This is a genomic window from Streptomyces sp. NPDC057424 (assembly GCF_042803315.1).
Taxonomy (GTDB): domain Bacteria; phylum Actinomycetota; class Actinomycetes; order Streptomycetales; family Streptomycetaceae; genus Streptomyces.
The window spans coordinates 61,083-85,798 of the sequence record NZ_JBHVCP010000003.1 but is presented as its reverse complement, the minus strand read 5'-3'; the positions used below and the strand labels follow the sequence as shown (position 1 = coordinate 85,798).

Annotated in this window: 14 protein-coding genes and 1 pseudogene; 3 read left to right on the top strand and 12 right to left on the bottom strand. The window is 72.3% G+C overall.

From position 1 onward, the window contains the following. Window positions 1–1,036 (bottom strand): HAMP domain-containing protein (locus ACFU3E_RS04250; protein ID WP_384151750.1); only part of this gene is annotated, 1,036 nt, incomplete at its 3' end. A gap of 305 nt (window positions 1,037–1,341) precedes the next feature. After that, window positions 1,342–1,746 (bottom strand): STAS domain-containing protein, encoded by a 405-nt coding sequence (locus ACFU3E_RS04245; RefSeq protein WP_384151747.1) that lies wholly within the window; start codon window positions 1,744–1,746, stop codon window positions 1,342–1,344. A 107-nt stretch (window positions 1,747–1,853) separates the two neighbouring features. Here ACFU3E_RS04245 and ACFU3E_RS04240 point away from each other — a divergent pair, with 107 nt between their 5' ends. Further along, window positions 1,854–2,183 carry a helix-turn-helix transcriptional regulator gene (locus tag ACFU3E_RS04240; protein ID WP_384151744.1) on the top strand — a complete coding sequence of 110 codons (330 nt, stop codon included), beginning with the start codon at window positions 1,854–1,856 and terminating at the stop codon, window positions 2,181–2,183. A 48-nt stretch (window positions 2,184–2,231) separates the two neighbouring features. Here ACFU3E_RS04240 and ACFU3E_RS04235 read toward each other — a convergent pair whose 3' ends face one another. Both ACFU3E_RS04235 and ACFU3E_RS04230 read right to left on the bottom strand, forming a co-directional pair. Then, complete coding sequence (locus ACFU3E_RS04235) at window positions 2,232–2,759, bottom strand: hypothetical protein (RefSeq protein ID WP_384151742.1); 528 nt, start codon at window positions 2,757–2,759, stop codon at window positions 2,232–2,234. Then, window positions 2,759–3,340 (bottom strand): hypothetical protein, encoded by a 582-nt coding sequence (locus tag ACFU3E_RS04230; RefSeq protein ID WP_384151740.1) that lies wholly within the window; start codon window positions 3,338–3,340, stop codon window positions 2,759–2,761. The genes ACFU3E_RS04235 and ACFU3E_RS04230 overlap by 1 nt, the downstream gene beginning before the upstream one ends. A gap of 451 nt (window positions 3,341–3,791) precedes the next feature. On the opposite strand from ACFU3E_RS04230, the pseudogene ACFU3E_RS04225 reads away from it, so the two are divergent. After that, window positions 3,792–4,844: pseudogene (locus ACFU3E_RS04225) on the top strand (ABC transporter substrate-binding protein). A gap of 150 nt (window positions 4,845–4,994) precedes the next feature. Here ACFU3E_RS04225 and ACFU3E_RS04220 read toward each other — a convergent pair. Both ACFU3E_RS04220 and ACFU3E_RS04215 read right to left on the bottom strand, forming a co-directional pair. Beyond that, on the bottom strand, window positions 4,995–6,290 hold the full coding sequence (locus ACFU3E_RS04220; protein ID WP_384151737.1) for a cytochrome P450: 1,296 nt from the start codon (window positions 6,288–6,290) through the stop codon (window positions 4,995–4,997). Between the two features lie 24 nt (window positions 6,291–6,314). Further along, window positions 6,315–6,509, bottom strand: coding sequence for a ferredoxin (locus ACFU3E_RS04215; RefSeq protein WP_384151734.1), 195 nt, complete (start codon window positions 6,507–6,509; stop codon window positions 6,315–6,317). Window positions 6,510–6,716: 207 nt separating this feature from the next. Between ACFU3E_RS04215 and ACFU3E_RS04210 the strand changes: the two genes are divergently transcribed. Continuing rightward, a complete protein-coding gene (locus ACFU3E_RS04210) occupies window positions 6,717–7,352 on the top strand; it encodes a DUF6875 domain-containing protein (protein ID WP_384151731.1) in 636 nt (211 codons plus the stop codon). A gap of 81 nt (window positions 7,353–7,433) precedes the next feature. Here ACFU3E_RS04210 and ACFU3E_RS04205 read toward each other — a convergent pair whose 3' ends face one another. The 6 genes from ACFU3E_RS04205 to ACFU3E_RS04180 all read right to left on the bottom strand — a co-directional run bounded on the left by ACFU3E_RS04205 (window position 7,434) and on the right by ACFU3E_RS04180 (window position 24,714). Further along, the gene (locus ACFU3E_RS04205) at window positions 7,434–7,997 is read right to left on the bottom strand and encodes a hypothetical protein (protein WP_384151728.1); all 564 of its coding nucleotides are present in this window, start codon (window positions 7,995–7,997) and stop codon (window positions 7,434–7,436) included. Further along, complete coding sequence (locus ACFU3E_RS04200; protein ID WP_384151725.1) at window positions 7,997–8,209, bottom strand: MbtH family protein; 213 nt, start codon at window positions 8,207–8,209, stop codon at window positions 7,997–7,999. Before ACFU3E_RS04200 ends, ACFU3E_RS04205 begins: the two co-directional genes overlap by 1 nt. Window positions 8,210–8,308: 99 nt before the next feature. Continuing rightward, window positions 8,309–9,649 (bottom strand): cation:proton antiporter, encoded by a 1,341-nt coding sequence (locus tag ACFU3E_RS04195; RefSeq protein ID WP_384151722.1) that lies wholly within the window; start codon window positions 9,647–9,649, stop codon window positions 8,309–8,311. 85 nt (window positions 9,650–9,734) lie between these two features. Next, window positions 9,735–11,027: a kynureninase gene (kynU, locus tag ACFU3E_RS04190; protein WP_384151719.1), complete on the bottom strand. Its 1,293-nt coding sequence runs from the start codon at window positions 11,025–11,027 to the stop codon at window positions 9,735–9,737. After that, complete coding sequence (locus ACFU3E_RS04185) at window positions 11,024–11,926, bottom strand: alpha/beta hydrolase (protein ID WP_384151716.1); 903 nt, start codon at window positions 11,924–11,926, stop codon at window positions 11,024–11,026. Before ACFU3E_RS04185 ends, kynU begins: the two co-directional genes overlap by 4 nt. Continuing rightward, complete coding sequence (locus ACFU3E_RS04180) at window positions 11,923–24,714, bottom strand: amino acid adenylation domain-containing protein (protein ID WP_384151713.1); 12,792 nt, start codon at window positions 24,712–24,714, stop codon at window positions 11,923–11,925. Before ACFU3E_RS04180 ends, ACFU3E_RS04185 begins: the two co-directional genes overlap by 4 nt. Window positions 24,715–24,716 lie beyond the last annotated feature (2 nt).

The window sequence follows — 24,716 nt, the reverse complement described above, 5'->3', positions numbered from 1 at the left end:
CGACACGGGTCACCTCGTCGGCGAACGCGGACAGCTGGTCGACCATCGTGTTGATCGTGCTCTTCAGCTCCAGGATCTCCCCGCGCGCGTCCACGGTGATCTTCTGCGAAAGGTCGCCCTTGGCAACCGCCGTGGCCACCAGGGCGATGTTGCGGACCTGGCCGGTGAGGTTGCCCGCCATGAAGTTCACCGAGTCGGTGAGGTCACGCCAGGTGCCCTTGACCCCCTTGACGTCCGCCTGGCCGCCGAGGCGCCCCTCCGTGCCGACCTCGCGGGCGACACGGGTCACCTCGTCGGCGAACGCGGACAGCTGGTCGACCATCGTGTTGATGGTGCTCTTCAGCTCCAGGATCTCCCCGCGCGCGTCCACGGTGATCTTCTGCGAGAGGTCGCCCTCCGCGACCGCAGTGGTGACCTGGGCGATGGAGCGGACCTGGCTGGTGAGGTTGCCCGCCATGTGGTTAACGGAGTCGGTGAGATCGCGCCAGACCCCGGCCACGCCCGGCACCTGGGCCTGCCCGCCGAGACGTCCCTCGCTGCCGACCTCGCGGGCGACACGGGTCACCTCGTCAGCGAACGCGGACAGCTGGTCGACCATCGTGTTGACGGTCTCCTTCAGCTGGAGGATCTCGCCGCGGGCGTCCACGTCGATCTTCTGCGAGAGGTCGCCCTTGGCCACCGCCGTGGCCACCTGGGCGATGTCGCGGACCTGGGTGGTCAGGTTGCCGGCCATGGCGTTGACCGAGTCGGTCAGGTCAGCCCAGGTGCCGGAGACCCCCGGCACCTCCGCCTGCCCGCCGAGCGTCCCCTCGGTCCCTACCTCCCGGGCCACCCGGGTGACCTCGGAGGTGAACACGGACAGCTGGTCGACCATGCCGTTGAAGACCTTGGCGATGTCGCCCATGAGGCCGTCCGCGTCGTCCGGCAGCCGGGTACCGAAGTCCCCGTCGCGTACGGCCGTCAGGCCGGCCAGCAGCCGCCGCAACTCCTGGTCGCCCGGCACCGCATCGACGGCCCCAGTGCTGTCGCTGGTCATGCGCACCCTCGTTCCGCTCCCCAAGAGCCCTCGCAAGCCGAGAACTCGGAACCCCCCGGACCGATGGGCGGCCCGGTTGTCGTGCATGCGTTTCCACGGTCACAGATGTGCATGTGGTGTGGAAATACGCCGCAGGTTAACCCACGTTTCAAGCCCTGAACAAAGCCGGAACCGCCATCCTCGGCCTCTCTTTTCGGTCCTGCCGTCACGCCCGTGCAGGCGTCGCACGAGGGCGCGCGGCGGGGCGGAGCCGCCTCTCCCGCGTCATGTTCGCCGACCGTTCCCGGGAGCGGGTCCGCGGCGGCTCAGGAGACGGCAGCGTCATCGACCGAATCCCGTGTCTCCAGGATGCTGTCGACCCCGGTGATCTCGCAGAGCCGCCGGAGTCGAGGTGACGGCGCGACCACGCGCAGGGTGCCCGCCTGGTGGGTGAGGATCAGCAGATTCAGCAGCGTCGAGTCCGCGAAGGTGATGCCGGAGGCGTCCAGGATCACCTTCGGATGCTTCCCGGCCGCGGCGTCCAGCGCCTCCGCGAGCGGCGTGACCGAGTCCATGTCGTAGGCGCCGCGGGCGACGACGACCCAGGCCCCGCGCCGTTCGTACTGCAGCACCGCAGCCCCTTCCTGGGCATGCGCGGTGGCCCGCTCCGGCAGCGGCTCGGCGCCGGTGTCGCGCGTGAGCGCCGGCACACCGGCCTCGTCCCAGGGCACCTTCGGGCTCCTTCTATGGCTCTCCCCGACGGGAGCACGTCATTCGTTGCATGAAAAGTATGTCACGTATCCACGTTCCGGCAACGGTGTCCTCTAAAATGCTGGGCATGGTCGGAGTGCCCGAGTCCCACACCGGATGGACGTTCATCACCAGCCACGCGCGCGTTCTGGCAGCCATTGCCGACAACCCGAACGCCCGCATCCGCGACATCGCCGCCCGTTGCCGTCTCACGGAGCGCGCCGTCTCGCGGATCATCTCCGACCTCGAGCAGGACGGTTACCTGTCCCACACCCGGGACGGGCGCACGAACACCTACCGCATCGAGCCGGACAAGGTGCTGCGCCACCCGGCCGAAGCCGGCCTGTCCGTGGCTTCCCTGCTCTCCCTGCTCGTACAGGACGAGACCGACCGGGCCAGGAAGCCGGTCGCTCGGTAGGGCACCGGGTCCCACCCGAACCGGCAGCTTCGGCCAGCGACCTTCGGCTCAGGATTCGAGGAAGAATATCAAGGACGTCACCTCCGACAGGACGCTGACAAAACGGCGCTTGGCGGCCATCAATTCACCGAGCATGGCCAGCGCTTCCTCCTGGCCGGCCTCAGGATCGAGTTCCGTCATGTCGCTGTAAGCGACCGCCCAATCGTGCCACGCATTCTCCACGACTGGGAAATGCGAGGCCAAGCTGTTGGAGGCATCAACCCAATCCTTACGGATATCACGAATGTCCAGCCGGTGTTTGTAATAAAGCGCATGCGCATGCGGTCGTGCAGGATTCCCCATGTCGGGCATCAAAGACACAAAGGTTCGCGCCCGCTGCGTGCAGTCGATCACGCCTTGCGATGCCAGCGCGATCAGCGACAGCGCCTTCGAAGACCCGAGGGAGCGCACCTCCATCATGCCGACGATGAGTTCTGTCGCCAGCTTGGACTCCTTCTTGCGATTGATTCTGAAGATCAGGAAGGAGTACCCCGCAAGGACCAACATGACGACCAGGGGTGCCAATAATTCCCGCATCACTGTACGCCTGAAACGTCGGTATCGACATCTCGCACGAGAAGCGGGTGCCCCAGTTCTTCAGCCGCAACTTTCATTTCAACTACGAGCCTGCTGCGCGCCGCCTTCAACTGCTCGAGCAGGTTGGCCAGTTCGCTGTGACGCCTGGATTCGGCATCCTGCACGAACTCGTCCACGGCCTCCATGTATCGAGAGCGCAGGCCAATAAAGTAGAACCAGCAATCACGAACGGCGGGACGGGTCAAGCCGATCCTGAGGGCCACATCAGTCTGGCTCGAAGTAGTGGAACGCGCGGCACTGAATATCGCACCCACCTCTTGTCGACTCAGATCATGAGGCGCACTCTCGATTTGCTTCTGTATGCGCGTGAAGCCCTCAATTTGCCTGCGCGACGTCTCACGAATGGCGACCATATGAGCCACGAGCCGGTCGTTGAACCTGCGCTTCTTGTCCTCCAGCTCGTCTTCGGACTTCTGCTTCCTCTTCAAGCGCTCCTTGATCGCTTCGACGTGCGTCCCCAAGTAGAGCACCAGTAGAGATGAACCCGCCGCGATCAATGCGGTGACAGTGGGGCCGTCCATGCCTTGCCCTCGCAATTCGCAGGTCGATTGCGGCTACATCGTGGTCGCACGGTACGCGCCCTGCTCCCCGCGCGGACGGGACACATGAGGAGGGATACGTGCCGATACGGTGGTTACCCAGGAACGGCAAGACATATGTTCCCGGAATCGCAACATCCGGTTATGCTGGTTCCGGTAAACCCGGCAATCCGCACTCGGCCCGCCCGGCACCGTCGACATGAATCCGATCGGCCGTTCAAGCGCCGGACCAACGACGAAGGTCCACGTTCCCCCCTCCCACTCCGCCGACTCGACCGCCAGGCTTGCCTTTGAAGGCCTTGAATCAATCGGTTGCCTGCCGACGACGGGGTGGACGCAATGACCGGCATGGTCAACCAGGTGCGCCCGCCACGGCGAGACGACATGAAGGCGTACGACAAGGCCACCTCGCGATCCGGGCGAACCCGTCCGGATCGGCGCCCTCGCTGCGCTGACGCGGCCCGGTTGGGTCCAGGCGGGTCAGCACCTGCTCGCTGGACACGAGTCGGCTGTTCGGGACGTCAACGACGACGGCGAAATCGCCGGGGCGCCGCTCGGGCTGGTGGTCCGGGACACCGCGGCTGAGCCGCGGAAGGCCGAGGCAGCCGTAGAGGAACTGGCTCGCCTCGTGCGACCGCCTTGGCGGGCGAGTATCACAGCGTCGCCGCTCGCGCAGTTGCCACCGGTGCCGAGGCGCTCGGTCTGCCGTTCCTCTGCTCTTCAGCGGTTCTCGACGCGCTCACCGAGCACCCGGTGGAACGGGTCGCACGTCTCTCCCCGCCGCGGTCCCGCGGCTGGCGGGTCTACGCGGACTTCCTCCTCGGCACGGGCCGCAGCCACATCGCCGTGGCGGCCGAACCGAGTGCCTACTGGGCATCCGGGGTCCCCATCCTGCGGGAGCACGTCGCTCCACGAGGCGGCACCGTCATCGGACTCGACGCGCGCACTCGCCCCCACAGCCGTGTGCGACGAACTGGTCGGCGAACGCGCTACAGCCGTCCTGCTCCTGGCCGGCCATCCGGAGCCGGCCGTGCCGATCGTCCGGGCCGTCCGCCGTGACCGGCGCCTCGACGAGATCATGATCGGTGCTCCGGCCGGGCAACCGGAGTTCGCCGAGTGGGCGGCGCTGCTGGGCGACGACGGTGCCGCGATCCCGTTCCTGCGCTACCTGCCCGAGCGGCTCAGTCCACTCGGCGCACCGGGCGAGACGGCCCTGCGCGAGCAGTTGGCCGAAGCGCCCTCCTTCGTGGCCTTCGAAGGCTACGACACGGTCACCGTCCTCGCCGAGGCGCTGCGTTCTCAGGGCGCGGACCCCGTTCGCCCGGCCGCGGCCCGGCCGTACGTCGCGGTCGGGGGCACCCGTGGGCAGATCCGGTTCTCACGCACGCCGGGCATCAGCGTGTGGCAGTGGGCCGGAGCGCCGATCCAGGTCGTCGACCGGGATCCGGAGGAACCCGGCCGCTTCCGAGTGCTGCACACCGGCTGAGTGACGCACCTCGTCGGTCCTGGGACGCCGTGATCGGTCCGGCGCGGTGTGCGCGACGCTCGGGAGTGGGGCCGGCCCCGTCAGCACCTCGGAGGCCCGGCCGCGGCCCGTCCGGGCCACCGCCGCTCCGCCCCCACGTCGGGTGCGGGCTCAGGGGTGATCGGGGCCGAGGACCACCGGCAGCCGGGTCAGGCGCCACTGTCCGGGCAGGCGCATACGCTCGCGCCGTTCCAGTTCGGCGGGTTCCAGGGCGAGACGGATGTCCGGGTAACGGTCGAACAGCGAGCCGAAGGCGATCTCGGCTTCGAGCCGGGCGAGGGAGGCCCCCAGGCAGTAGTGGATGCCGTGGCCGAAGCCGAGGTGGTTCTCGGCCTGGCCGACGGGGTGCCGGCGCAGGTCGAGGCGGTCCGGATCGGTGTAGCGGCGGGGATCGAAGTTGGCCGAGACGAAAACGAGGAGAACGGCGTCGCCGCGCGGGATCCGGGTGCCGGCAACCTCCAGGTCCTCGGCGGCGTAGCGCAGCCTGCCCGTCTGGACCGGCCCGCACCACCGCATCAGCTCGTGCACCGCGCCGGGCATGGCCTCGGGATGGGAGCGGAGGCGGGCGAGCTGGCCGGGGTGGGAGAGCAGGGCGGCGGTGCCGTTGCTGATGAGGTGGGCCGTCGTCTCGTGTCCGGCGAGGACCAGGGTCACCACGAAGGTGACCAGCTCGACGTCGCTGATGCCGCCCTCCGACGTGCCCTGGCCCCGGATGAGGCCGCTGAGCAGGTCGTCGCCGAGGCCGGCACGGCGTTTCCCGATGAGCCGGTGGGTGTGCTCGATCATCGCGGGGAACGAGGTCGCGAGCCGTTCCGGCCGCATGGCGATCAGGTCCTCGCCCCACTGCTGCCACTTGGCGCTGTCCGCCTCCGGAACGCCCACCAGGTTGCAGATGACCTGGATCGACAGCGGGTAGGCGTAGTGCGCGAGCAGGTCGACGGACCCGTCGGCGGTGTGCCGCGGCAGGGCGTCCAGCAGCCGGCGCGCGATCTCCTCGATCCGGGGCCGCATGTCCATCACCCGGCGGGCCGTGAACTCGCGCAGCACCCGCTTGCGCAGCCGGGTGTGCTCGGGCGGATCGGTGTCGAGCATCGACCCCATCAGGTAGGGACGCAGTTCCTCGGGGATGGCGAGCATGTCCATCATCTTCAGCCGCGGGTCGTCGCCCGTCGCACCGGGCACCGAGGTCGGGCTGTTGACCAGGCGGCGGTCGTGCAGCAGCGCGCGGACGTCGTCGTGACGGGTGACGAACCAGGCCGGTGTGCCGTCGAGATACCGTCCGTGCACGACGGGCGCCTGTTCCCTGAGGCGTCCGTAGCCACCGAACGGATCGGCCATCAGATCCGGGTGCATGGCGTGCGGTTCGGCGTCGATCTCGTTCTGCGGAACGGGGGGAGACGTGGACATGCGCTTCGGCTTCTCCTCGTGACGTCAGTCCTCGGCGACGGTGATGGCCTGCACGGGGCAGGCCAGCTCGGCCTCGCGGACCGAGGGGTCGTCCGTGCGGTCCGCGCTCTCGGGCAGCACATAGACGATGCCCGTGTCGTCCTGCGCGAACAGGGCGGGGGCGGTCAGGGTGCACTGGCCGCTGCCGATACAGCCGTCTCGGTCGATGCTGATGCGCACGGGTGCGGCTCCTCTGATTCTCTGGAGGGCGGGGGCACGAATTCTGCCCTGTCATCGATATCGGCACCGTGCGGTCGACGCTAGTGCAGGGAGTTTCGATGGGGCAAGCTGGTCGCAACTCACCCCGGGCATAACGCGCTTGTCCCGCCAGCGGGACAAGCCGACGACTATTCATGCCCGCCGGCGCTGATTGAGAGGCTGCATTTCATGAGTTCCGGTGAAAGTGCCGTCAGCATTGACTCCACACTCGCCGCCGTCGACTCGTGGCTGACCGAATACATTTCGGCCCGCCATCCGGAGATCGGCCGCATCGGCCCCATCTGCCCGTTCGTGGCGCCCTCGCGCAAGAACCGGACGATGGAGATCCGGTTGCGGTTCGTCGGTCACTCGCCCACGCTCGAACTCGTCGAGGAGATCGCGCGCAGCAGTCTGCGCGAGTACGGGCTGATCTCCTGGCAGGGACGCAACCCCATGCTGCGGGCGATGGTCGTGGCCCTGCCGGACCTGCGCTCCGAGGACACGAAGCTGCTCGACGAGGCGCAGATACGGGTGAAGGACGAGTTCGTCGCACAGGGCCTGATGGTGGGCCAGTTCCACGACAACTGTGAGGTCCCGGCGGCCCGCAACCCGGACTTCGCGGTGAGCAGGGCGCCCGTGCCGGTCCTGGCGATCCGCGCGATCGCGCTGCACGACATCTTCTTCCTGGCCGAGCACCGGCACTGGTTCGAGAAGTACCGGGAGAAGTTCGGGCAGTTCTACACGCCGCAGGCCATGGAGACCGAGGACCGGTTCCGGGTGGAGCACTACCGGCGGGCGGCCCGGGCGTACGGGTACCCGATGTAGCGGGGGCGGCCGGTGCGCGGGAACGCCGAGGCGGCGGGCCCCTCTTCGGGGCCCGCCGCCTCGTGCCGGGGAGGGCGTCGGTCAGGAAGGGGCCACCCCGGCCGCGGCACGCTCCAGGGCGGTGCGGGCCAGCCGGTGGATCCCCGCCGGGTCGGGAAGGCGCACGTTGACGAACGAGAGGATGTCCCCGGTGACGGCGACCGCCCAGGAGCCCTCGATCCGGTAGCCGTCGGACGTCGTCACCCACCGGGTGACGACGCCGTCTCCGGCGACGTCCTCCAGCGGCTCGACGGCGGCCTTGGTGACGTCGAACTCCATGCCGTCGTTGAGCTGCATCCGGTAGCTGTCGCACTTGTGCAGGGCCTCCACGAACTCCTGGAGGACCCGCTGGGCGGCGTCGCCGCGGAACCGCGCGACGTGGTGGAAGACCACCGAGCCGACGACGTTGGTGTAGAGCCCGGCCGCGTGCTCCACCGCCTGCGGGTGGGAGCCGTGCGTGAGCGTGTTGATCAGGTCGATGAGGATCCTGCCGGACTCGTCGCCGGAGACGAAGACGGGGTCGTACGCGACGCTGGGCTCCTCGCCGAAGAACGACTCCTCGAGGTCGTCCTCGGTCAGCAGGAAACGCTCCATGGTGTCGCCCATCACGCTTCCTCCATCTGGCGTACGAGGCTCAGCGGGCGCATATCGGTCCAGTTCTCCTCGACATAGTCCAGGCACGACTGCCGGTCGGTCTCCGCAAGGGCCACGGTCCAGCCCGCCGGTACCTCGGCGAAGGCCGGCCAGAGCGAATACTGGCCTTCTTCGTTGACGAGCACGAGGAACGAGCCATCGGGGTCGTCGAACGGATTGGACATTCTCTGCTCCCTCAGTAGGACGGCGGATACACGTATTTCTCTCGCGCATTCCTCACGCGGAACACCGCGGCGCCGAAAATGACGTTCGCAGAGCGCCGGTCACTCGCTGACGGGCGCGTTCTCGGAATTCACATTATCCGGCGCCGGGCCGGTGAGGAAAGTTTCTTGTACCGCGCCTTTCCGTCCCGCCGGCGGGACAGCCGGGGCGGTGCCCGGGGGCATCGGGCGTACGGGGTAGAGCAGTTGCAGCAGGGGTCCGGCCATCGCCGTGGTGACCAGGGCCATCACGACCATGATGGAGTACAGCTCACCGTCCAGCGCGCCCATCTGCAGGCCGACGGTCAGGATGATGAGCTCCGTCAGGCCCCGCGTGTTGATCAGCACGGCGAGCGCGGCGGCCGGGCGGTTCTGCATCCCGGTGCCGCGGGCCGCGACGAAGGCGCCGACGAACTTGCCGCCCACCGCGACGGCCAGGATGAGGCCGAGTTCCAGCAGGTCCGTGCCGTTCATGCCGGACAGGTCCACCTTGAGGCCCGCGACGATGAAGAACATCGGCAGCAGCAGGAAGTCGTTGAGGGAGGTGATGCGCTCCCGCAGCCGGCCGGTGACGTCCGAGGGCTCACCGCGCATGGTGCGCCGCGGCATGACCGCGCCGAAGACGAACGCGCCGAAGATGAAGTGCAGACCGATCCACTCGGTGAAGGCGGCCGACAGCAGCAGGCCGGTGAGGGTGAGGACCATCGCGGCCGGATCGCCGGGACCGGAGAGCCACCGGTGGTCGAGGAGGCGGCGCAGAGCGGGCCTCACGACGGTGAACATCAGCGCGACGTACGGCACGAACAGCATCAGGAGCCACGGGGAGCCGGTGCCCGCCCCGCTCATCGCCACCACCACGGCCAGCAGGGTCCAGGCCAGGACGTCGTCGACCGCCGCACAGGCCAGTGCGACCGCCCCCAGCCACGTGCGCTGCATGCCGCGGTCGGTGAGGATGCGGGCCAGTACCGGGAACGCGGTGACGGACATCGCGGCTCCCATGAACAGCACGAACCCCGTCCGGTCGTCGGTCGGGTGTCGGTCGAACAGGTACAGGGCGAGCAGCGCGCCGAGCAGGAAGGGCAGGACGATGGATCCGACGGCGACGGTTCCGGCGACGAACCGGCGTCCGCGCATCAGGCCGGCGTCGAGCTCCGCGCCGACGGCGAACATGAACAGGGCCACGCCGATGGTGGCGAGGGCCGTCAGGAAGGGCCTGATCTCCTCGGGGAACAGGGCGTCGGAGACGGCGCCGTTCAGCAGCGTCGGCCCCAGCAGCACGCCGAGGAGCACCTCGCCGATGACGGGGGGCTGCCGGAGCAGCCGGGCGAGGGTGCCGGCGGTGAAGGCCAGGAGCGAGATCGTGGCCAGGGCGAGGAAGAGCATGGTCACCTGATGGGTACTCACAGCCGTACGCTCCCGATGGCGCGGTCCGGTGGTCTGCGGTCGTCGGTCGTCGTGCCTGTCCGCGGGCGGGCGGGCGGACGCGGCGTCAGGTGATGCGTGCCTTCGCACGCGGCAGCCGGGTGTGCCGACCGCTCTCCACCAGGCGCCCGGTGCGCTCCAGGGCGTCCCACACGTCGGTGAAACGGGTGTAGGCCGGGGACGGCCCGATGCGCAGCCGGTCCGGTTCCCGGTAGTCGCAGACGACACCGGCGTCGTCGGCCAGTGCCCGGCAGATCCGCCAGGCGTCCGGGTGCCGGAGGGTGACGTGCGAGCCGCGCCGGTCCGGCTCCTCGGGTGAGGCCAGGCGGAAACCCAGGGGCGCGAGGCGGCGGGACGCGAGGTCCACGGCCAGCTCGCCGAGCAGCCGCCCCTTGGCCCGCAGCCGGTCGACCCCCGCTTCCTCGATCAGGGCGAGCGCGGGCACGAGCGCGGCGGCAGAGAGCATCGGCGGCGTGCCCGTGAGGAACCGGTCGACCGACTCGACGGGGTCGAAGTCGGGCCTCATCGCGAACTGGTCGCGCTGCCCGAACCATCCCTGGATCGGCTGCCGCAGCAGCCGCTGGAGCGAGCGGCGGACATAGAGGAAGGCGGGCGAGCCGGGGCCGCCGTTGAGGTACTTGTAGGTGCAGCCGACCGCGAGGTCCGCGCCGTCGTCGGTGAGCCGGACCGGGACCGCCCCGGCGGCGTGCGACAGGTCCCACAGCACCAGTGCCCCGGCCTCCCGGGCCAGGGCGTTGACCGCGGCCATGTCGGCCAGCGCCCCGCTGCGGTAGGCCACGTGCGACAGGACGACCAGCGCCACCTGGTCGTCGAGCGCGGCCCGCAGGCCCTCCAGATCGAGACCCCGGTCCATGTCGGAGTGCACGACGCGCAGGTCCATGCCGCGCTGGCGGGCCAGGCCCTGGGCGACGTACCGGTTGGTGGGGAAGTCGTCGGCGTCCACCACGAGGGCGCGCCGGCCGGGGGCGTGGTCGAGCGCCGCCCAGGCGAGCTTGTAGAGGTTGACGGTGGTCGAGTCGGAGAGCACCACCTCGCCCGGGCGGGCGCCGAGGACGTGCTCCGCGAGCCGGTCGCCGATCTGCCGGTTCCAGTCGATCCAGTCGTTCCAGGAGCGGATCAGGCCGCGGCCCCAGCCGCCCCGGATCACGTCGGCGACGAACTCCGGGGTGTCGGCGGGCAGCTTCCCGAGCGAGTTGCCGTCCAGGTAGATCAGGTCGGGCTCGGCGTGCACGAACCGGTCCCGCAGGAACCCCAGCGGGTCGGCCCGGTCGTGGCGTTCGGCTGCCTCGCGCGTGCCGTCGAAGCGGCTCGTCGGCGAGGTGAGCGTGTCCGTCGTCATGTGGTCACCTCCGCGGACCGGTCGTCGCGGTCGCCCCGGCCGTCGGGGAGCCGCATCTGCGCCAGGACCGCGCGGCCGAGCGACGTCGCCGGGTCGGCGAGGTCGTACGGCAGGTCGAAGTGGTTGCGGTGGGCTTCCACGACGTTGTCCGCGAGAGCGCCACGGCGGCGCAGGGCCTCGGCCATCAGGTCGTGCTGGCGCACGTACTCCTGGGTCTCGACGCCGCCGCGCGCCAGGACGACCGGGGGCAGACCGTCCGGCAGCAGGTCGGGCGGGCTGTTGCGGCGGACCGCGTCGGCGTCCAGCCGCAGTGCCTCGTTGACGTAGGAGCGGCTGACCGGTTCGAGGTCATAGATCCCGCTGAGCAGGGTGACGCCGGCCAGCAGCCCGGCCGCGTCGGGCTCGCGCGGGCCGGCCGGGACGAGCGCCATCGCGGCGAGGTGCGCGCCGGCGGAAGTGCCGCTGAGGTGCAGCCGCCGCGGGTCGACGCCGAGGCCGGCGGCGTGCTCGTGGATCCACCGGACGCACCGGCGCACGGCGGCCACGATCTCGTCCAGCGGGGTGGCCGGGGCGAGTCCGTACCCGACGGCGGCGAACGCGGCGCCGGCACGGCGGAAGGCGAGCGCCGCGAACGCCGAGCTGCGCTCGGTCAGTTCCTGCCAGTTGCCGCCGTGCACGAAGATCTGGACCGGGGCCGGTCCCGGCCGCCCGGGCCAGAAGTCGAGCTTCTCGGCGGAGCCGGGCCCGTAGCGCAGCCCGGTGCGCACGCCGGGGGCGCGGCGGGCCTCGGCGCTGCGGGCGGCGTAGTCGTCGAGGTAGTGCCGCAGGCTCGGCACCAGGTGGCTCGGCGCGTACGCACGGTCCAGCCGGGCCCCGGTCAGGGGCGTCCGCGCGGTCATGACACGCCCGTTCCACGCAGGGCCGCGGAGAGGAGGGCGCCGACCCGGGTGAGCGAGCCCGGGCGGGACAGCAGGGTGCCGTGGTCGCCGGGGACGACGTGGGTACGGACCTCTCCGGTGAGGTACGGGCGCCAGGCCGCGGCGGTGGTCTCGGGCTTCTGCTGGTCGGTGGCGGCGAGGAGCAGGATGTCCCCGTCGTACACAGCGGGCCGGTAGTCGATCATCAGGTGGTTGTTGTTGGCGGAGATCGCCATGATCGAGCGCAGCCGGTCCTCGTCCAGGGCTCCGAGGGCGCTGCCGCGCTCGCGCAGCAGTTTCATGACCTCGTCGAAGACGAAGACCTCCGCGTCGAACAGGTCGGGGTCGAGCCCCACGAGCCGCATCAGGTACTCCAGGTGGGGTCGCATGTTCCGGTCGTCCAGGGGCGGCACGTCGTCGTGGGTCAGGCCCAGCCAGCCGGGGTGGACGTCGACTACGGTCAGCGACTGCACCGTCCGGCCGCGCCGTTGCAGCTCGGTGGCGAGGGCGTGCGCCGCGAGTCCGCCGAACGACCAGCCCAGGACGCGGTACGGCCCGTCGGGGAAGGCGGCCTCCAGGTGGTCCGCGTAGTCGGCGGCCATCTCCGCCATGTCGGCGGGGAGTTCGTCCTCCGGCCGGGCCAGGCCCCGGGCCTGCACCGCGTAGACGGGGATATCCGGGTCGAGGTGGCGGATCAGGCCTGTGTAGGACCAGCCGATGCCGCCGCCGGGGTGCACGCAGAACAGCGGTGGCTCGTTGCCGGTGGCGCGCAGCGGCAGGACGACGTCGTAACCGCCGTCGGCGTCGTCCATGTCCAGGCGGGCGGCGATCCCGGCCGGGGTCGGTGACTCGAACAGGGTGCGCAGGCCTGCGTCCACGCCGAAGGCCGACTTGATCCGGGCGAGGAGCCGGGTGGCGAGCAGGGAGTGTCCGCCGAGGTCGAAGAAGTTGTCGTCGAGACCGACCGAGGGGACCCCGAGCAGTTCGCCGAAGAGTTCGCACACGACCTCCTCGTGCGGGGTGCGCGGGGCCCGGGCGGCGGCGCCGGGGCCCGGGGTGTGCCGGGGCAGGGCGGCCCGGTCGAGCTTCCCGTTCGGGGTGAGCGGGAGTGCCTCCAGGGGGACGAACATCGACGGCACCATGAAGGCGGGCAGCCGCTCCTGGGCGAACTCGCGCAGCGACGTGACCAGGGCGGCGTCGCCGCGGGCCGCGGTCGGGTCGTTGGTGAAGCGCGCCGCCGGTTCCGCTGTGCCGGCCGCGGGCGGTGCGGAGCCCACGACGGCAGGCAGCGGATCGGGGGCGCCGGGCAGGGCCGCGGCGTCGGCGAAGACCACGTCGACGCGGTCGCGGGCGGTGTCCGACCAGGTGACGGCGACCCGGTACGACAGCCGCTCCCCCAGCTCGTACCAGTCGTCGACGGTGGCGTCGGCGTCGGGGACGGGTGCCGGCTCGCCGGTGCGCAGGGCGCCCGCGAGGGCTACCTCGGCGGCGACCCGGGGGTTGGGCACGTCCTTGACGACCAGGGCTGCGGGCCGGGTGGACGTGAGCCGCTCGGCCACCGCCGCCCGCCCGGCGACGGCCGTCCACTCGACCGTCTGCGGGGTGAGGTCCGGGACGGGGCGGCCGTCCCGCTTGCGCAGGACCACGTCGTAGCGGAAGCGGGTGAGTTCGGTGTCGTGCCGGCCGCGTTTGAGGCGCACGGACACCGCTCCCAGGTCCGGCAGCCGGTCCCGCAGGGCCGTGAAGTAGCCGGGGTCGACGAGGAGTTCGTTCTCCAGGCGGCTGGTCTGGGCGACGGCGTCGCGCAGCACGGCCAGGTCGTGCGTGCCGTTGCGGGCGGCCTGGACCCCGGCGGCGAAGGCGTCCTGCAGCCGCAGGTCGCGCACGTCGCCGACGAAGACGCAGCCGCCGGGGGCGAGCAGTCGCAGGGCCGTGCCGAGGACGTCGGTCAGGTAGTCGGCGTTCGGGAAGTACTGGACCACCGAGTTGACGACGACCGTGTCGAAGTGCCCCTCGGGGAGCCCTGCGAGGTCGTGTGCGGCCTGGGTCCGCAGACGCACCCGCCCGGCCAGGGCGGAATCGGCCGCCACCCGGCGCCGCAGCGCCTCGACGACCGTGGGCGAGAAGTCGGTGGCCACGTACTCCTCGGCGTCGGGGGCCAGGCGGGCCAGCAGCAGACCGGTGCCGACACCGATCTCCAGGATCCGGCGGGGGTTCAGCTCGCGGATGCGCTCGACGGTCCGCTCGCGCCACTCGCGCATGGCGTGCCCGGCGATGGGCTGCCCGTCGTAACTGCTGACCCAGCCGGTGAAGTCCTCGCCGAGGGCCTCGTCCCGCTCGTCCCCGTACAGGGAGTCGTGGACCTGGAGCCACTCGCCGACCTGTTCGGCCTCCGCCTGCCGGTCCCGTTCGGCGGTGCCGGGTACGACGTAGGCGACGAGTTGCGCCTCCTCGGCGAGGTCTCGGCGCAGCATCGCCGCGGCCTGCGCCACGCCGGGGTGGTCGAGCAGGACGGTCTCGACCTCCCCGGGCTCGATGCGGAAGCCGCGGAGCTTGACCTGCTCGTCGACGCGGCCGGCGTACTCCAGGACCTGGTCCGGGGTCCAGCGGGCGAGGTCGCCGGTGCGGTACATCCGCAGGCCGGGCGGCCCGAAGGGGCAGGCGACGAACCGCTCGGCGGTCAGATCCGGACGCTCCAGGTAGCCGCGTGCGACACCGGTACCGGCCAGGTACAGCTCGCCCACCACGCCCGGCGGTACGGGCCGCAACGCGGCGTCGAGCACATAGGTGCCCATGTTCGCCATCGGTCGCCCGATCGGCACCGACGTGCCGAGGGCGGCGGCGTCGGCGGCGGGCACGGGGTGGTAGCTGGCGAAGGTGGTCGCCTCGGTGGGGCCGTAGCCGTCGACCACGAGCAGGCGGGGGTGCGCCTCCAGCAGCCGCCGTACGGAGGCGACGGACACCGGTTCGCCGCCGGCCCACACCTGCTCGACGGCGGCGAAGCAGTCCGGCTCCAGGTCGGCCATCAGGTGGAACAGCGAGCTGGTCAGCCACAGAGAGGTGATCCGCCGGCGCGTGACGACCTCGGCGAGGGTGTGCGCGTCGAGGTCGCCGGGCGGGGCCAGCTCGACACGTCCGCCGGTGAGCAGCGGCACCCACAGTTCGTACGTCGACAGGTCGAAGGCGAGCGGCGAGTGCAGCAGCACCCGGCGCTGCGCTCCACCGCGCCAGCAGGGGTCGGCGACGAAGTCGGCGATGTTGCGGTGGGTGACGACCACACCCTTCGGGCGTCCCGTCGAGCCGGAGGTGTACATGATGTACGCCGCGTCGTCGCCGTCGGTCTCCACCGCGGGCGGTGCGGGCGCGGCGTCGTGGTCCGGCTGCGGGTCGAGCACGAGCAGCGGGGTCCCGTAGTCGTCCAGGCCTGCCCGGGTGGCGGGGTCCGTGAGGAGCAGCGTGCTGCCGGTCTCCGCCAGGACGAGGCGCCGGCGGGAATCGGGGTAGCGGGAGTCGAGCGGGACGTAGGCCGCGCCCGCGCGCAGCACCGCGAGGAGGGCGGCGACCAGGGCGGGCGAGCGCTGCATGAGCAGGGCGACCGTGCTGCCCCGGGTGACGCCCCGCTCGGCCAGCACGGCGGCCAGCCGCGCGGACCACGCGTCGAGTTCCGCGTAGGTGACGGCGGTGTCGTCGTCGGCCACCGCGACGGCGTCGGGGGTGGCCGCTGCCTGGGCGGCGAACAGTTGGGGCAGTCCGGCCGACCGGGTGGGCAGGGCGGGCCCGGTCGCGGCGGCGAGCATCTCGTGCCGTTCGTGCGCGGCCAGCAGGTCCAGCCCGCTCACCGGCCGGCTCGGACCGGCCACCGCCGACTCCAGGAGCCTGGTCCAGCGGGCGAAGAGGTCGCGTACGGTCGCGGCGTCGTAGAGGTCCCCGGCGAATTCGACGACACCGGCGATCCCGTCGGCCGTGCCCTGCGCTCCGCGCTGTTCGGCGAGGCTGAAGAACAGGTCGAACTTGGCGGTGCCCGTGCGTCCGTGGGCGATCTCCACGCTGAGGCCGGGAAGCTGGAAGGTGCCCTCGGAGGCGTTCTGCAGGGCGAACATCACGCCGAAGAAGGGGTGCCGGCCCAGGGACCGCGGCGGGTTCAGCTTCTCCACGAGGTACTCGAACGGCACGTCCTGGTGGGCGTAGGCGGCCAGTGCGGTCTCCCGGACCCGGGCCACCAGCTCCTCGAAGGTGGGGTCGTCGGACAGATCGGTGCGCAGCACCAGTGTGTTGACGAAGAAGCCGATCAGCTCGTCCAGGGTCTGGTCGGTGCGTCCGGCGATCGGGCTGCCGGTGACGATGTCGGTGCCGGCGCCGAGCCGGTGGAGCAGGGCGGACAGGCCGGCCTGGAGCACCATGAACAGGGTCGCGCCGGTCTGCCGCGCGAGGTCGGCCAGTCGCTCGTGGAGGGCGGCCGGGATCCGTACGGTGACGTAGTCGCCCCGGTAGGAGGCCACCGGCGGCCGGGGCCGGTCCGTGGGCAGCTCCAGTGCCGCCGGGGCGCCGGCCAGGTGGCGTGTCCAGTAGGCGAGCTGGCGGGCGAGCAGGCTGCCGGCGTCGTCGTGGTCGCCCAGCAGCTCGTTCTGCCACAGCGTGTAGTCGGCGTACTGGACCGGCAGTTCCGCCCAGTCGGGCTGCGCTCCGGCCGTGCGGGCGGCGTAGGCGCGGGCCAGGTCGCGGGCGAGCGGGCCGAGGGACCAGCCGTCCCCGGCGATGTGGTGCACCACCAGCAGCAGGACGTGCTCGTCGGGGGCGAGCCGGAACAGGTCGGCGTGGACCGGGGGTTCCGTCGCGAGGTCGAACGGGTAGCGCGCGGCCCGTTCCAGCGCGGTCGGCAGGTCCTGCTCGGTGACCGCCCGGTCGTGCAGGACCAGTTTCGCCGACTCGGGGGCGAGGATCACCTGGCGCGGCACTCCCCCGTCGTCCGGGAACACCGTGCGCAGGCTCTCGTGCCGGGCCACGACGTCGCTCAGCGCGGCCTGGAGGACCGGACGGTCCAGCGTGCCGGTCAGCCTGAGGCCGAGCGGGATGTTGTACATCCCGCCCAGGCCTTCCATCTGGTGGAGGAACCACAGGCGGCGCTGGGCGTACGACAGGGGCAGCACCTCGGGGCGCGGCCGGCGTTCGAGGGCCGGGCGGGCCGCGCCGCCCTCGTCGAGCCGGGCGGCCACCCCGGCCGGGGTGGAGGCCTCGAACAGGACGCGCAGCGGCAGTTCGACGCCGAACATGGCGCGCAGCCGGGCGATGAGCTGGGTGGCGAGCAGCGAGTGGCCGCCGAGGTCGAAGAAGCCGTCGTGCACGCCGACCCGGGCGAGGCCGAGGACCTGGGCGAACAGGTCGCACACGATGTGCTCCTGCGGCGTGCGCGCCTCGCGGGAGGAGCCGCTGGCGACGACGTCCGGCGCGGGCAGCGCCGTGCGGTCCAGTTTGCGGTTGGGGGTCAGCGGGAGGGCGTTCAGCGGGACGAACGCCGACGGCACCATGTAGTCGGGGAGCCGTGTGCGCAGGTGCTCGCGCAGCCGGGCGATGAGGGCGCCGGTGTCGCGCGCGGTCAGCGGGCTGCTGGTGAACGACGACAGGCCGGCCCGGGAGGACGGGGAGACGGCGGGCCGGTAGAGGCCCCACGGCGGTCCGGCCGCGGGATGTGCGGCGGGGACGGCTCCGGGGGCGGCGAAGACGGCCTCCAGGGCGTTCGGGTCGGACGCCGACCAGGTCACCCACACCCGGTATCCGTGGACGGCCGCCAGGTCGTACAGGTCCTCCGGCTCGACACCGCCGGCGGCCGGTGCGGCGGGTGGCCGGGTGCCGTCCCGCACGGCCTGCGCGAGGGCCGCCTCGGCGGCGATCCGGCCGTTCGGGATGCCGGTGACGCGGACGGCCGCCGGCCGTTCGCCGCCGAGCAGCGCGGCCAGCCCGGCCGTGCCGTCGGCCGGCCAGGGCCGCCGTGCGGTCCCGGTGATCTCGTGGACCGGGGCGCCGCCCTGCTTGCGCAGCACGACGTCGTACCGGTATCGGGTCATCTCGTTGTGCGCCCGGCCCCGCTTCACCTGGACGGCGTGGGCGCTCAGTTCGGGCAGCCGGTGCTGGAGCGCGGTGAAGAAGTCGGGGTCGACCAGGAGTTCCTTCTCCAGGATGACGCCGTGCTCGACGGCCCGGCGCAGGTCGTCGGGGTTGTCGCCGGTGCGCCCGCGGGCGGCCTGCACGCCGGTGACGAAGGTGCGTTGCAGACGCAGGTCGCGTACGTCGCCGAGGAAGACCGCGCCGCCCGGGGCGAGCAGGCGCAGGGCACCGCCGATCACGCGCTCGAGGTAGTCGGCGTGCGGAAAGTACTGGATCACCGAGTTGAGGACGACGACGTCGAAGTGCTCCTCGGGCAGTCCCTCGATGTCGTGGGCCGGCCGCACCGACAGGCGGACCCGCTCGGCGAGTTCCGGGTCGGCGGCCGTCTGGCCGCGCAGGGTGTCGATCACCGACGGGGAGATGTCCGTGCCCCAGTAGGTCTCGCAGCCGGCGGCGAGCCGGGACAGCAACAGGCCGGTGCCGACGCCGATCTCCAGCACGCGCCGGGGCCGCAGTTCGCGGATGCGTTCCACCGTGCGGTCACGCCACTCGCGCATCTCCTCGAGCGGCAGGGGGCGGCCGTCGTAACTGCTGTTCCAGCTCGCGAAGTCCTCGCCGAGGGGCACCGGACCGGAGCCGGCGTAGACCGTGTCGTACAGGTCCCGCCAGGCGTCGATCTGGTCGTGCTCCCGGTCCCGGCCGGTGCCCGGCGAAGTGCCGCCGGCGTCCGGTACGACGTAGGCGACCAGGCGCCGGTCGCCCGGCCGGTCCTCGCGCACGACGGCCGCCGCCCGGGCGACCTCGGGGTGGGCGGCGAGCACCGACTCGACCTCGCCGAGTTCGATGCGGAAGCCGCGGAGCTTGACCTGGTGGTCGGCCCGGCCGGCGAACTCCAGGTGGCCGTCGGCGGTCCAGCGGACCAGGTCGCCGGTGCGGTACATGCGGGTTCCGGCGGGGCCGTAGGGGTCCGCGGTGAAGCGTCCCGCGGTCAGGGACGGCCTGCCGAGGTAGCCGCGGGCCAGTCCGTCACCGGCGAGGTACAGCTCGCCGAGCGTGCCGGGCGGCACCGGGCGCAGGGCGGCGTCCAGTACGTAGACCCGGGTGTTGCGGATCGGGCGGCCGATGACGGTGTCGCTGCGGCCGGACAGGACGGCGGCGGTGGACCAGATCGTCGTCTCGGTCGGGCCGTAGACGTTGAGCACCTCGCGGCCGGTCTCGCGCAGGCGGGCGGCCAGCGGCTCCGGCAGCGCCTCGCCACCGACGAGTATGCGCAGGCCGCGCAGCGCTTCGGGGTCGTGTGCGGCGACCATCTGCCACCAGGACGGCGTCGCCTGGACCACGGTGACCCCGGTCCGCCGGATCAGCTCGATCAGGGCGGCGGGCCGGGAGACGGTCTCCTCGGCGGCGAGCACCACGCGTGCGCCGCGGATCAGCGGCAGGCACAGTTCCAGAGCGGCGATGTCGAAGGCGATCGTCGTCACCGCGAGCAGCACGTCCGCGGAGTCCATCGGCACGAGGTCGCCCATGCCGAGCAGGAGGTTGGTCAGCGAACCGTGCTCCACGACGACGCCCTTGGGGCGGCCGGTGGACCCGGAGGTGAAGATGACGTACGCCGCGTCGGTCGGTCCGGGCCGTACGTCCGGGGCCTCGGCGGGTGCCGCGGCGACTGCGGCCCGTACCCGCGGGTCGTCCAGGGCCAGCGGGGTCCCGCCCGTGTCGGGCAGGTCCGCCAGCGACGCCTGGGTGCCGACGACCAGCGCGGGCCGTGCCTCCCGCAGGATCAGCCCGGTCCGCGCGGCCGGGTGGGCCGGGTCGAGGGGGACGTGGGCCGCGCCGGTCTTGGCGATCGCCAGCAGCGCGACGACCAGGTCGGCCGTGCGCAGCAGGGCGACGGCGACCAGCCGGCCCGGTGCGGCGCCATGGTGGGCGAGCACCCTGGCGAGCCGGTTCGACCGTTCGTGCAGGGCGCCGTAGGTCAGTTCCGTGTCGCCGGCGACGACCGCCGCGGCGTGCGGTGTGCGTGCGGCCTGCCGGGCGAACAGCTCGGTGAACGGGGGCCGTTCTCCGTCCGCGCGGGTCGCGTTGCGGTCGTGCAGCAGAGTGCGCCGCTCGGCCGCGTCGAGCACGTCGATCCGGCCGAGCCGCTCGGAGGGGTCGGCGGCGGCCCGGGCGAGCAGCCGCGTCCACCGGCGGAACAGGACCCGCACGGTGTCCGGGTCGTACAGGTCGGTGGCGTACTCGACGGCGCCCTCGATGCCGGCGGGGGCCCCGGTGGCGTCCCGGTGCTCCGCCATGCTGAAGAACAGGTCGAACTTGGCGGTGCCGGTCCGGCCGGACGACACCTCGACCTCCAGGCCGGGCAGCCGGAAGGTGGCCTCGGGCGCGTTCTGGAGGGCGAACATCACCTGGAACAGCGGGTGGCGGCCCAGGGAGCGGGGCGGGTTCAGCACCTCCACCAGGTACTCGAACGGCACGTCCTGGTGGGCGTAGGCGTCCAGCGCGGTCTCCCGCACCCGGCGGACCAGTTCCTCGAAGGTCGGCTCACCGGAGGTGTCGGTGCGCAGCACCAGGGTGTTGACGAAGAAGCCCGCGAGGTCGTCGAGCGCCTGGTCGGCGCGGCCGGCGACGGGGCTGCCGATCGGGATGTCGTGGCCCGCGCCGAGCCGGGACAGCAGGGCCGCGAGGCCCGCCTGGAGCACCATGAAGAGGGTGGCGCCGCAGCGCCGGGCCAGGGCGTCCAGCGCACGGTGCAGGTCGGCGTCCCATTCCACCGTCAGGTAGTCGCCCCGGTAGGAGGCGACGTCGGGGCGTGGCCGGTCGGTGGGCAGCGCCAGTTCGTCGGGCAGCCCGGCCAGCCGGGCGGTCCAGTGCGAGACCTGCCGGGCGAGGAGGCTGCCGGGGTCCTGCTGCTCGCCGAGGATCTCGTTCTGCCACAGGGTGTAGTCGGCGTACTGGACCGGCAGTTCGTCCCAGTCGGGCGCCGCCCCGGCGGTGCGGGCGGCGTAGGCGCGGGCCAGGTCGGAGGCGACCGGGGCGAGCGACCAGCCGTCCCCGGCGATGTGGTGGACCACCAGCTGGAGCACGTGGTCACGCGGTCCCGTCCGGAACAGGTGGGCGCGTAGCGGCGGTTCGGTCATCAGGTCGATGGCGCAGCGGGCGCCACGGCGCAGCGCGTCGGGCAGTTCGTCGTCCCCGACGGTCGTCGTGACCAGCCGCGGTGCCGCCTCGTGCGGCGGCAGGACCCGCTGGCAGGGCACTCCGGCAGCCTCCGGGAACACGGTGCGCAGGCTCTCGTGCCGGGTCACCAGGTCACCGAGCGCCCCTTCCAGGGCCGCGTGGTCGAGTTCCCCGGTCAAGCGCAGCTGCATCGGGATGTTGTAGGTGGGGCTGGGCCCCTCCATCTTGTGCAGGAACCACAGCCGGCGCTGGGCGTAGGACAGCGGCAGCGCCTCGGGGCGGGGACGGCGCACCAGTGCGGGCCGGGCCGGGCCGGCCGTGCCGAGCAGGGCGGCCACAGCCTCGGGGGTGGACGACTCGAACAGGTCCCGCAGCCCGAGCTCGACGCCGAAGGTGTGGCGCAGCCGGGCGGCCAGCCGGGTGGCGGTCAGTGAGTGCCCGCCGAGGTCGAAGAAGTTCTCCCGCACGCCGACCCGGGGCAGCCTGAGGACCTGGGCGAACAGCTCGCAGACGATCTGCTCCTGTGGGGTGCGCCCGGTCCGCGCCAGGGCGGCGGTCCGCTCGGGTTCGGGGAGGGCGGCGCGGTCGAGCTTGCCGTTCGGGGTCAGTGGCAGCGTGTCCAGCAGCACGAACGCCGACGGCACCATGAACTCGGGGAGCTGGTCCTGTGCGAGGCGGCGCAGTTCCTCCACCGGCACGGCGGCCCCGGGGGCCGGTACGACGTAGCCGACGAGGCGCTGGTGCCCGCCGTCCGCACGGGGCACGACGGCCACGCCGCCGACGCCGGGATGGCGGGCGAGGACCGTCTCGATCTCGCCCGGCTCGACCCGGAACCCCCGGATCTTGACCTGGTGGTCGGCGCGGCCCAGGTACTCCAGTTCGCCGTGCTCGCTCCAGCGGGCGAGGTCGCCGGTGCGGTACATCCGCGCGCCGGGGCCGCCGAACGGGTCGGCGACGAACCGCTCGGCCGTCATGCCCGGCCGGCGCAGATACCCGCGGGCCGGGGCCGCACCGCCGAGGTACAGCTCGCCCGGCACGCCGGGCGGGGCCGGCCGCAGGTCGGCGGTGAGGACGTAACACCGGGTGTGCGTGACCGGGCGGCCGAGCGGGGGCGCGGCCGGCCAGTCGGCGGTCTCGGCGGGCAGGGTCGTGCCGGTGACCACGTGGGTCTCGGTGGGGCCGTAGTGGTTGTGCAGACGGCGGCCGGGGACGCGTGCGAAGAACGCCCGCAGGGCGGCCGACGGGGTCAGCGCCTCCCCGGCCTGGGCCACGTGGCGCAGCCACGGCAGGTCCAGGCCCTGCTCCAGGGCCGCTTGGGCGACCGCGTCGAGGACGAGGTTCGGCGCGTACAGCTCGGAGATCTCCAGGGCGTCGAGCCAGGCGGCCAGTCGCGCGGCGTCCCGCCGCGTTTCGTCGTCCGGCATCACCAGCGTCTTCCCGGCCAGCAGCGCGGACAGGATCTCCTGGGCGGACACGTCGAAGCCGATCGCGGTGAACTGCGCGACGCGGGTGCCGACGCCTCCCCCGATGCGGCGGTGGTGCCAGCGCAACAGGTTGATCAAGGGTGCTGCGGGCATGACGACGGCTTTCGGCGTGCCGGTGGAGCCCGAGGTGTACATGACGTAGGCCGGGTGGTTCCCGGTCAGTGGTGCGGTGCGGTCGGTGTCGGACAGGTCGCCGGGCGCCCGGTCGGCGACGCGTGCGCGGATCTCCGGCGCGTCGAGGAGGAGCCGGGGCGGTCCCTCGGGCAGGTGGCCGGCTGGGCGGGCATGGGTGAGCACCAGGTCCGGAGCGGCGTCGCCCAGCAGCGACTCCACGCGCGCGGCCGGGAGTTCGGGGTCGACCGGGAGGTAGGCGGCCCCCGTCTTCAGCACCGCCAGCACCGCCGTCACGAGTTCCGGCGAACGGGGCAGGACGAGCGCGACGACGGTCTCCGGGCCGACGCCCCGGGCGGCGAGTTCGCGGGCCAGGCGGTTGGCCGTGGCGTTCAGCTCGGCGTAGGTGAGCTGCCGCCCGGCACCGATCACCGCTTTCGCGTCCGGGTGGGCGGCGGCCTGCCGTTCGAACAGCTCGGGAAGGTGGCTCGTAAGGCCGTCGGGCGCACCGGTGGCGTCCGGTGTGCCCTCCTCCGTGCCGGCCGGCGCGTTCCACCGGTCGAGGACGAGACGCCGCTCGGAGCCGAGCAGCCCGTCGACGGCGCGGACCGGGCGGTCGGGGTCGTCGGCGAGGGTGCGCAGCACCTGGTGCAGCCGGTCCATCAGGGTCTGCGCGGCCGCCCGGTCGATCGCGTCGGCGCGGTGGTCGAGCCGCAGGTAGAGCCGCTCGCCGGGTGCGGCGAGCAGGGTGAGCGGGTAGTGGGTGGCGTCGCGGCTGGCGCCGAGGGCCAGCCGGAACCGGACGTCGCCCGCGTCGACGGCGCGGTCGGTGAAGGGGTAGTTCTCGAAGACCAGGGTGGTGTCGAAGAGGTCGGCGGCCGGTGCCTCCTGCTGGATGCCGGTCAGTCCGAGGTGATGGTGGTCGGCGAGCGCGGACTGTTCGGCCTGCAGCCGGGTCAGCAGATCGCGCAGTGACTCGGCCGGCGCCCACCGCACCCGTACGGGGAGCATCGTGATGAACAGGCCGACCATCGACTCGACCCCGGGGAGCTGGGGCGGCCGGCCGGAGGCGATCGCGCCGAAGACCACGTCCTGGCGTCCGGTCGCCCGGGCCAGCACCAGCCCCCAGGCGGTCTGCAGCACGGTGTTGAGGGTGACGCCGAGGCCCCGGGCGGTGTCCTCCAGGGCCGCGGTGAGCCGGGCGTCGGCGGGCCGCACCAAGCGGTCCGGGAGCCGCGGGGAGCGGGGGTCCGCCGGGGAGATCCGGGTCGCTGTGTCGACCCCGGCGAGCGCCGCCCGCCATGCTTTTCCGGCGGCGCGGCGGTCCTGGTGTCCGAGCCAGTCGAGGTACTCCTTGTACGGCGTGACGGGCGGCAGGGCTCGCGGGTCGCCGCCGTCGCCGTACAGCGTGAACAGCTCGCGCAGCAGGACCGGGGTGGACCAGCCGTCGATGACGATGTGATGAGTGGTCACGACGAGACGGTGGCGTGCGGGGCCGAGGCGCAGCACGCGGAAGCGGATCAACGGTGGTTTCGCCAGGTCGAACCGCTCGGCGTGGTCCGCCGCCGCCAGGGCTTCGCCCTCCGCGTCCGCCCGCGCGGGCGGCAGGTCGCGGAGGTCGGACTCGGTCCAGGGCACCGGCACGGCAGGTGCCACGATCTGGAGCGAGCGGCCCGAGCGGGCCCGGCGAAAGCCGGTGCGCAGGACGGCGTGCCGGTCGATCAGCGTCTGGGCGCAGCCGCGCAGCAGCGAGGCGTCGAGCGGGCCCTCGATCTCGATCGTGTGCTGGACCGCGTACACGTCCGGTCCGGACCGGTCGTACTCGGTCTGGAACAGCAGCCCTTCCTGCATCGGGCTGAGCGGGAGGATGTCTTCCAGACGGGTCGGCTTCACCATGG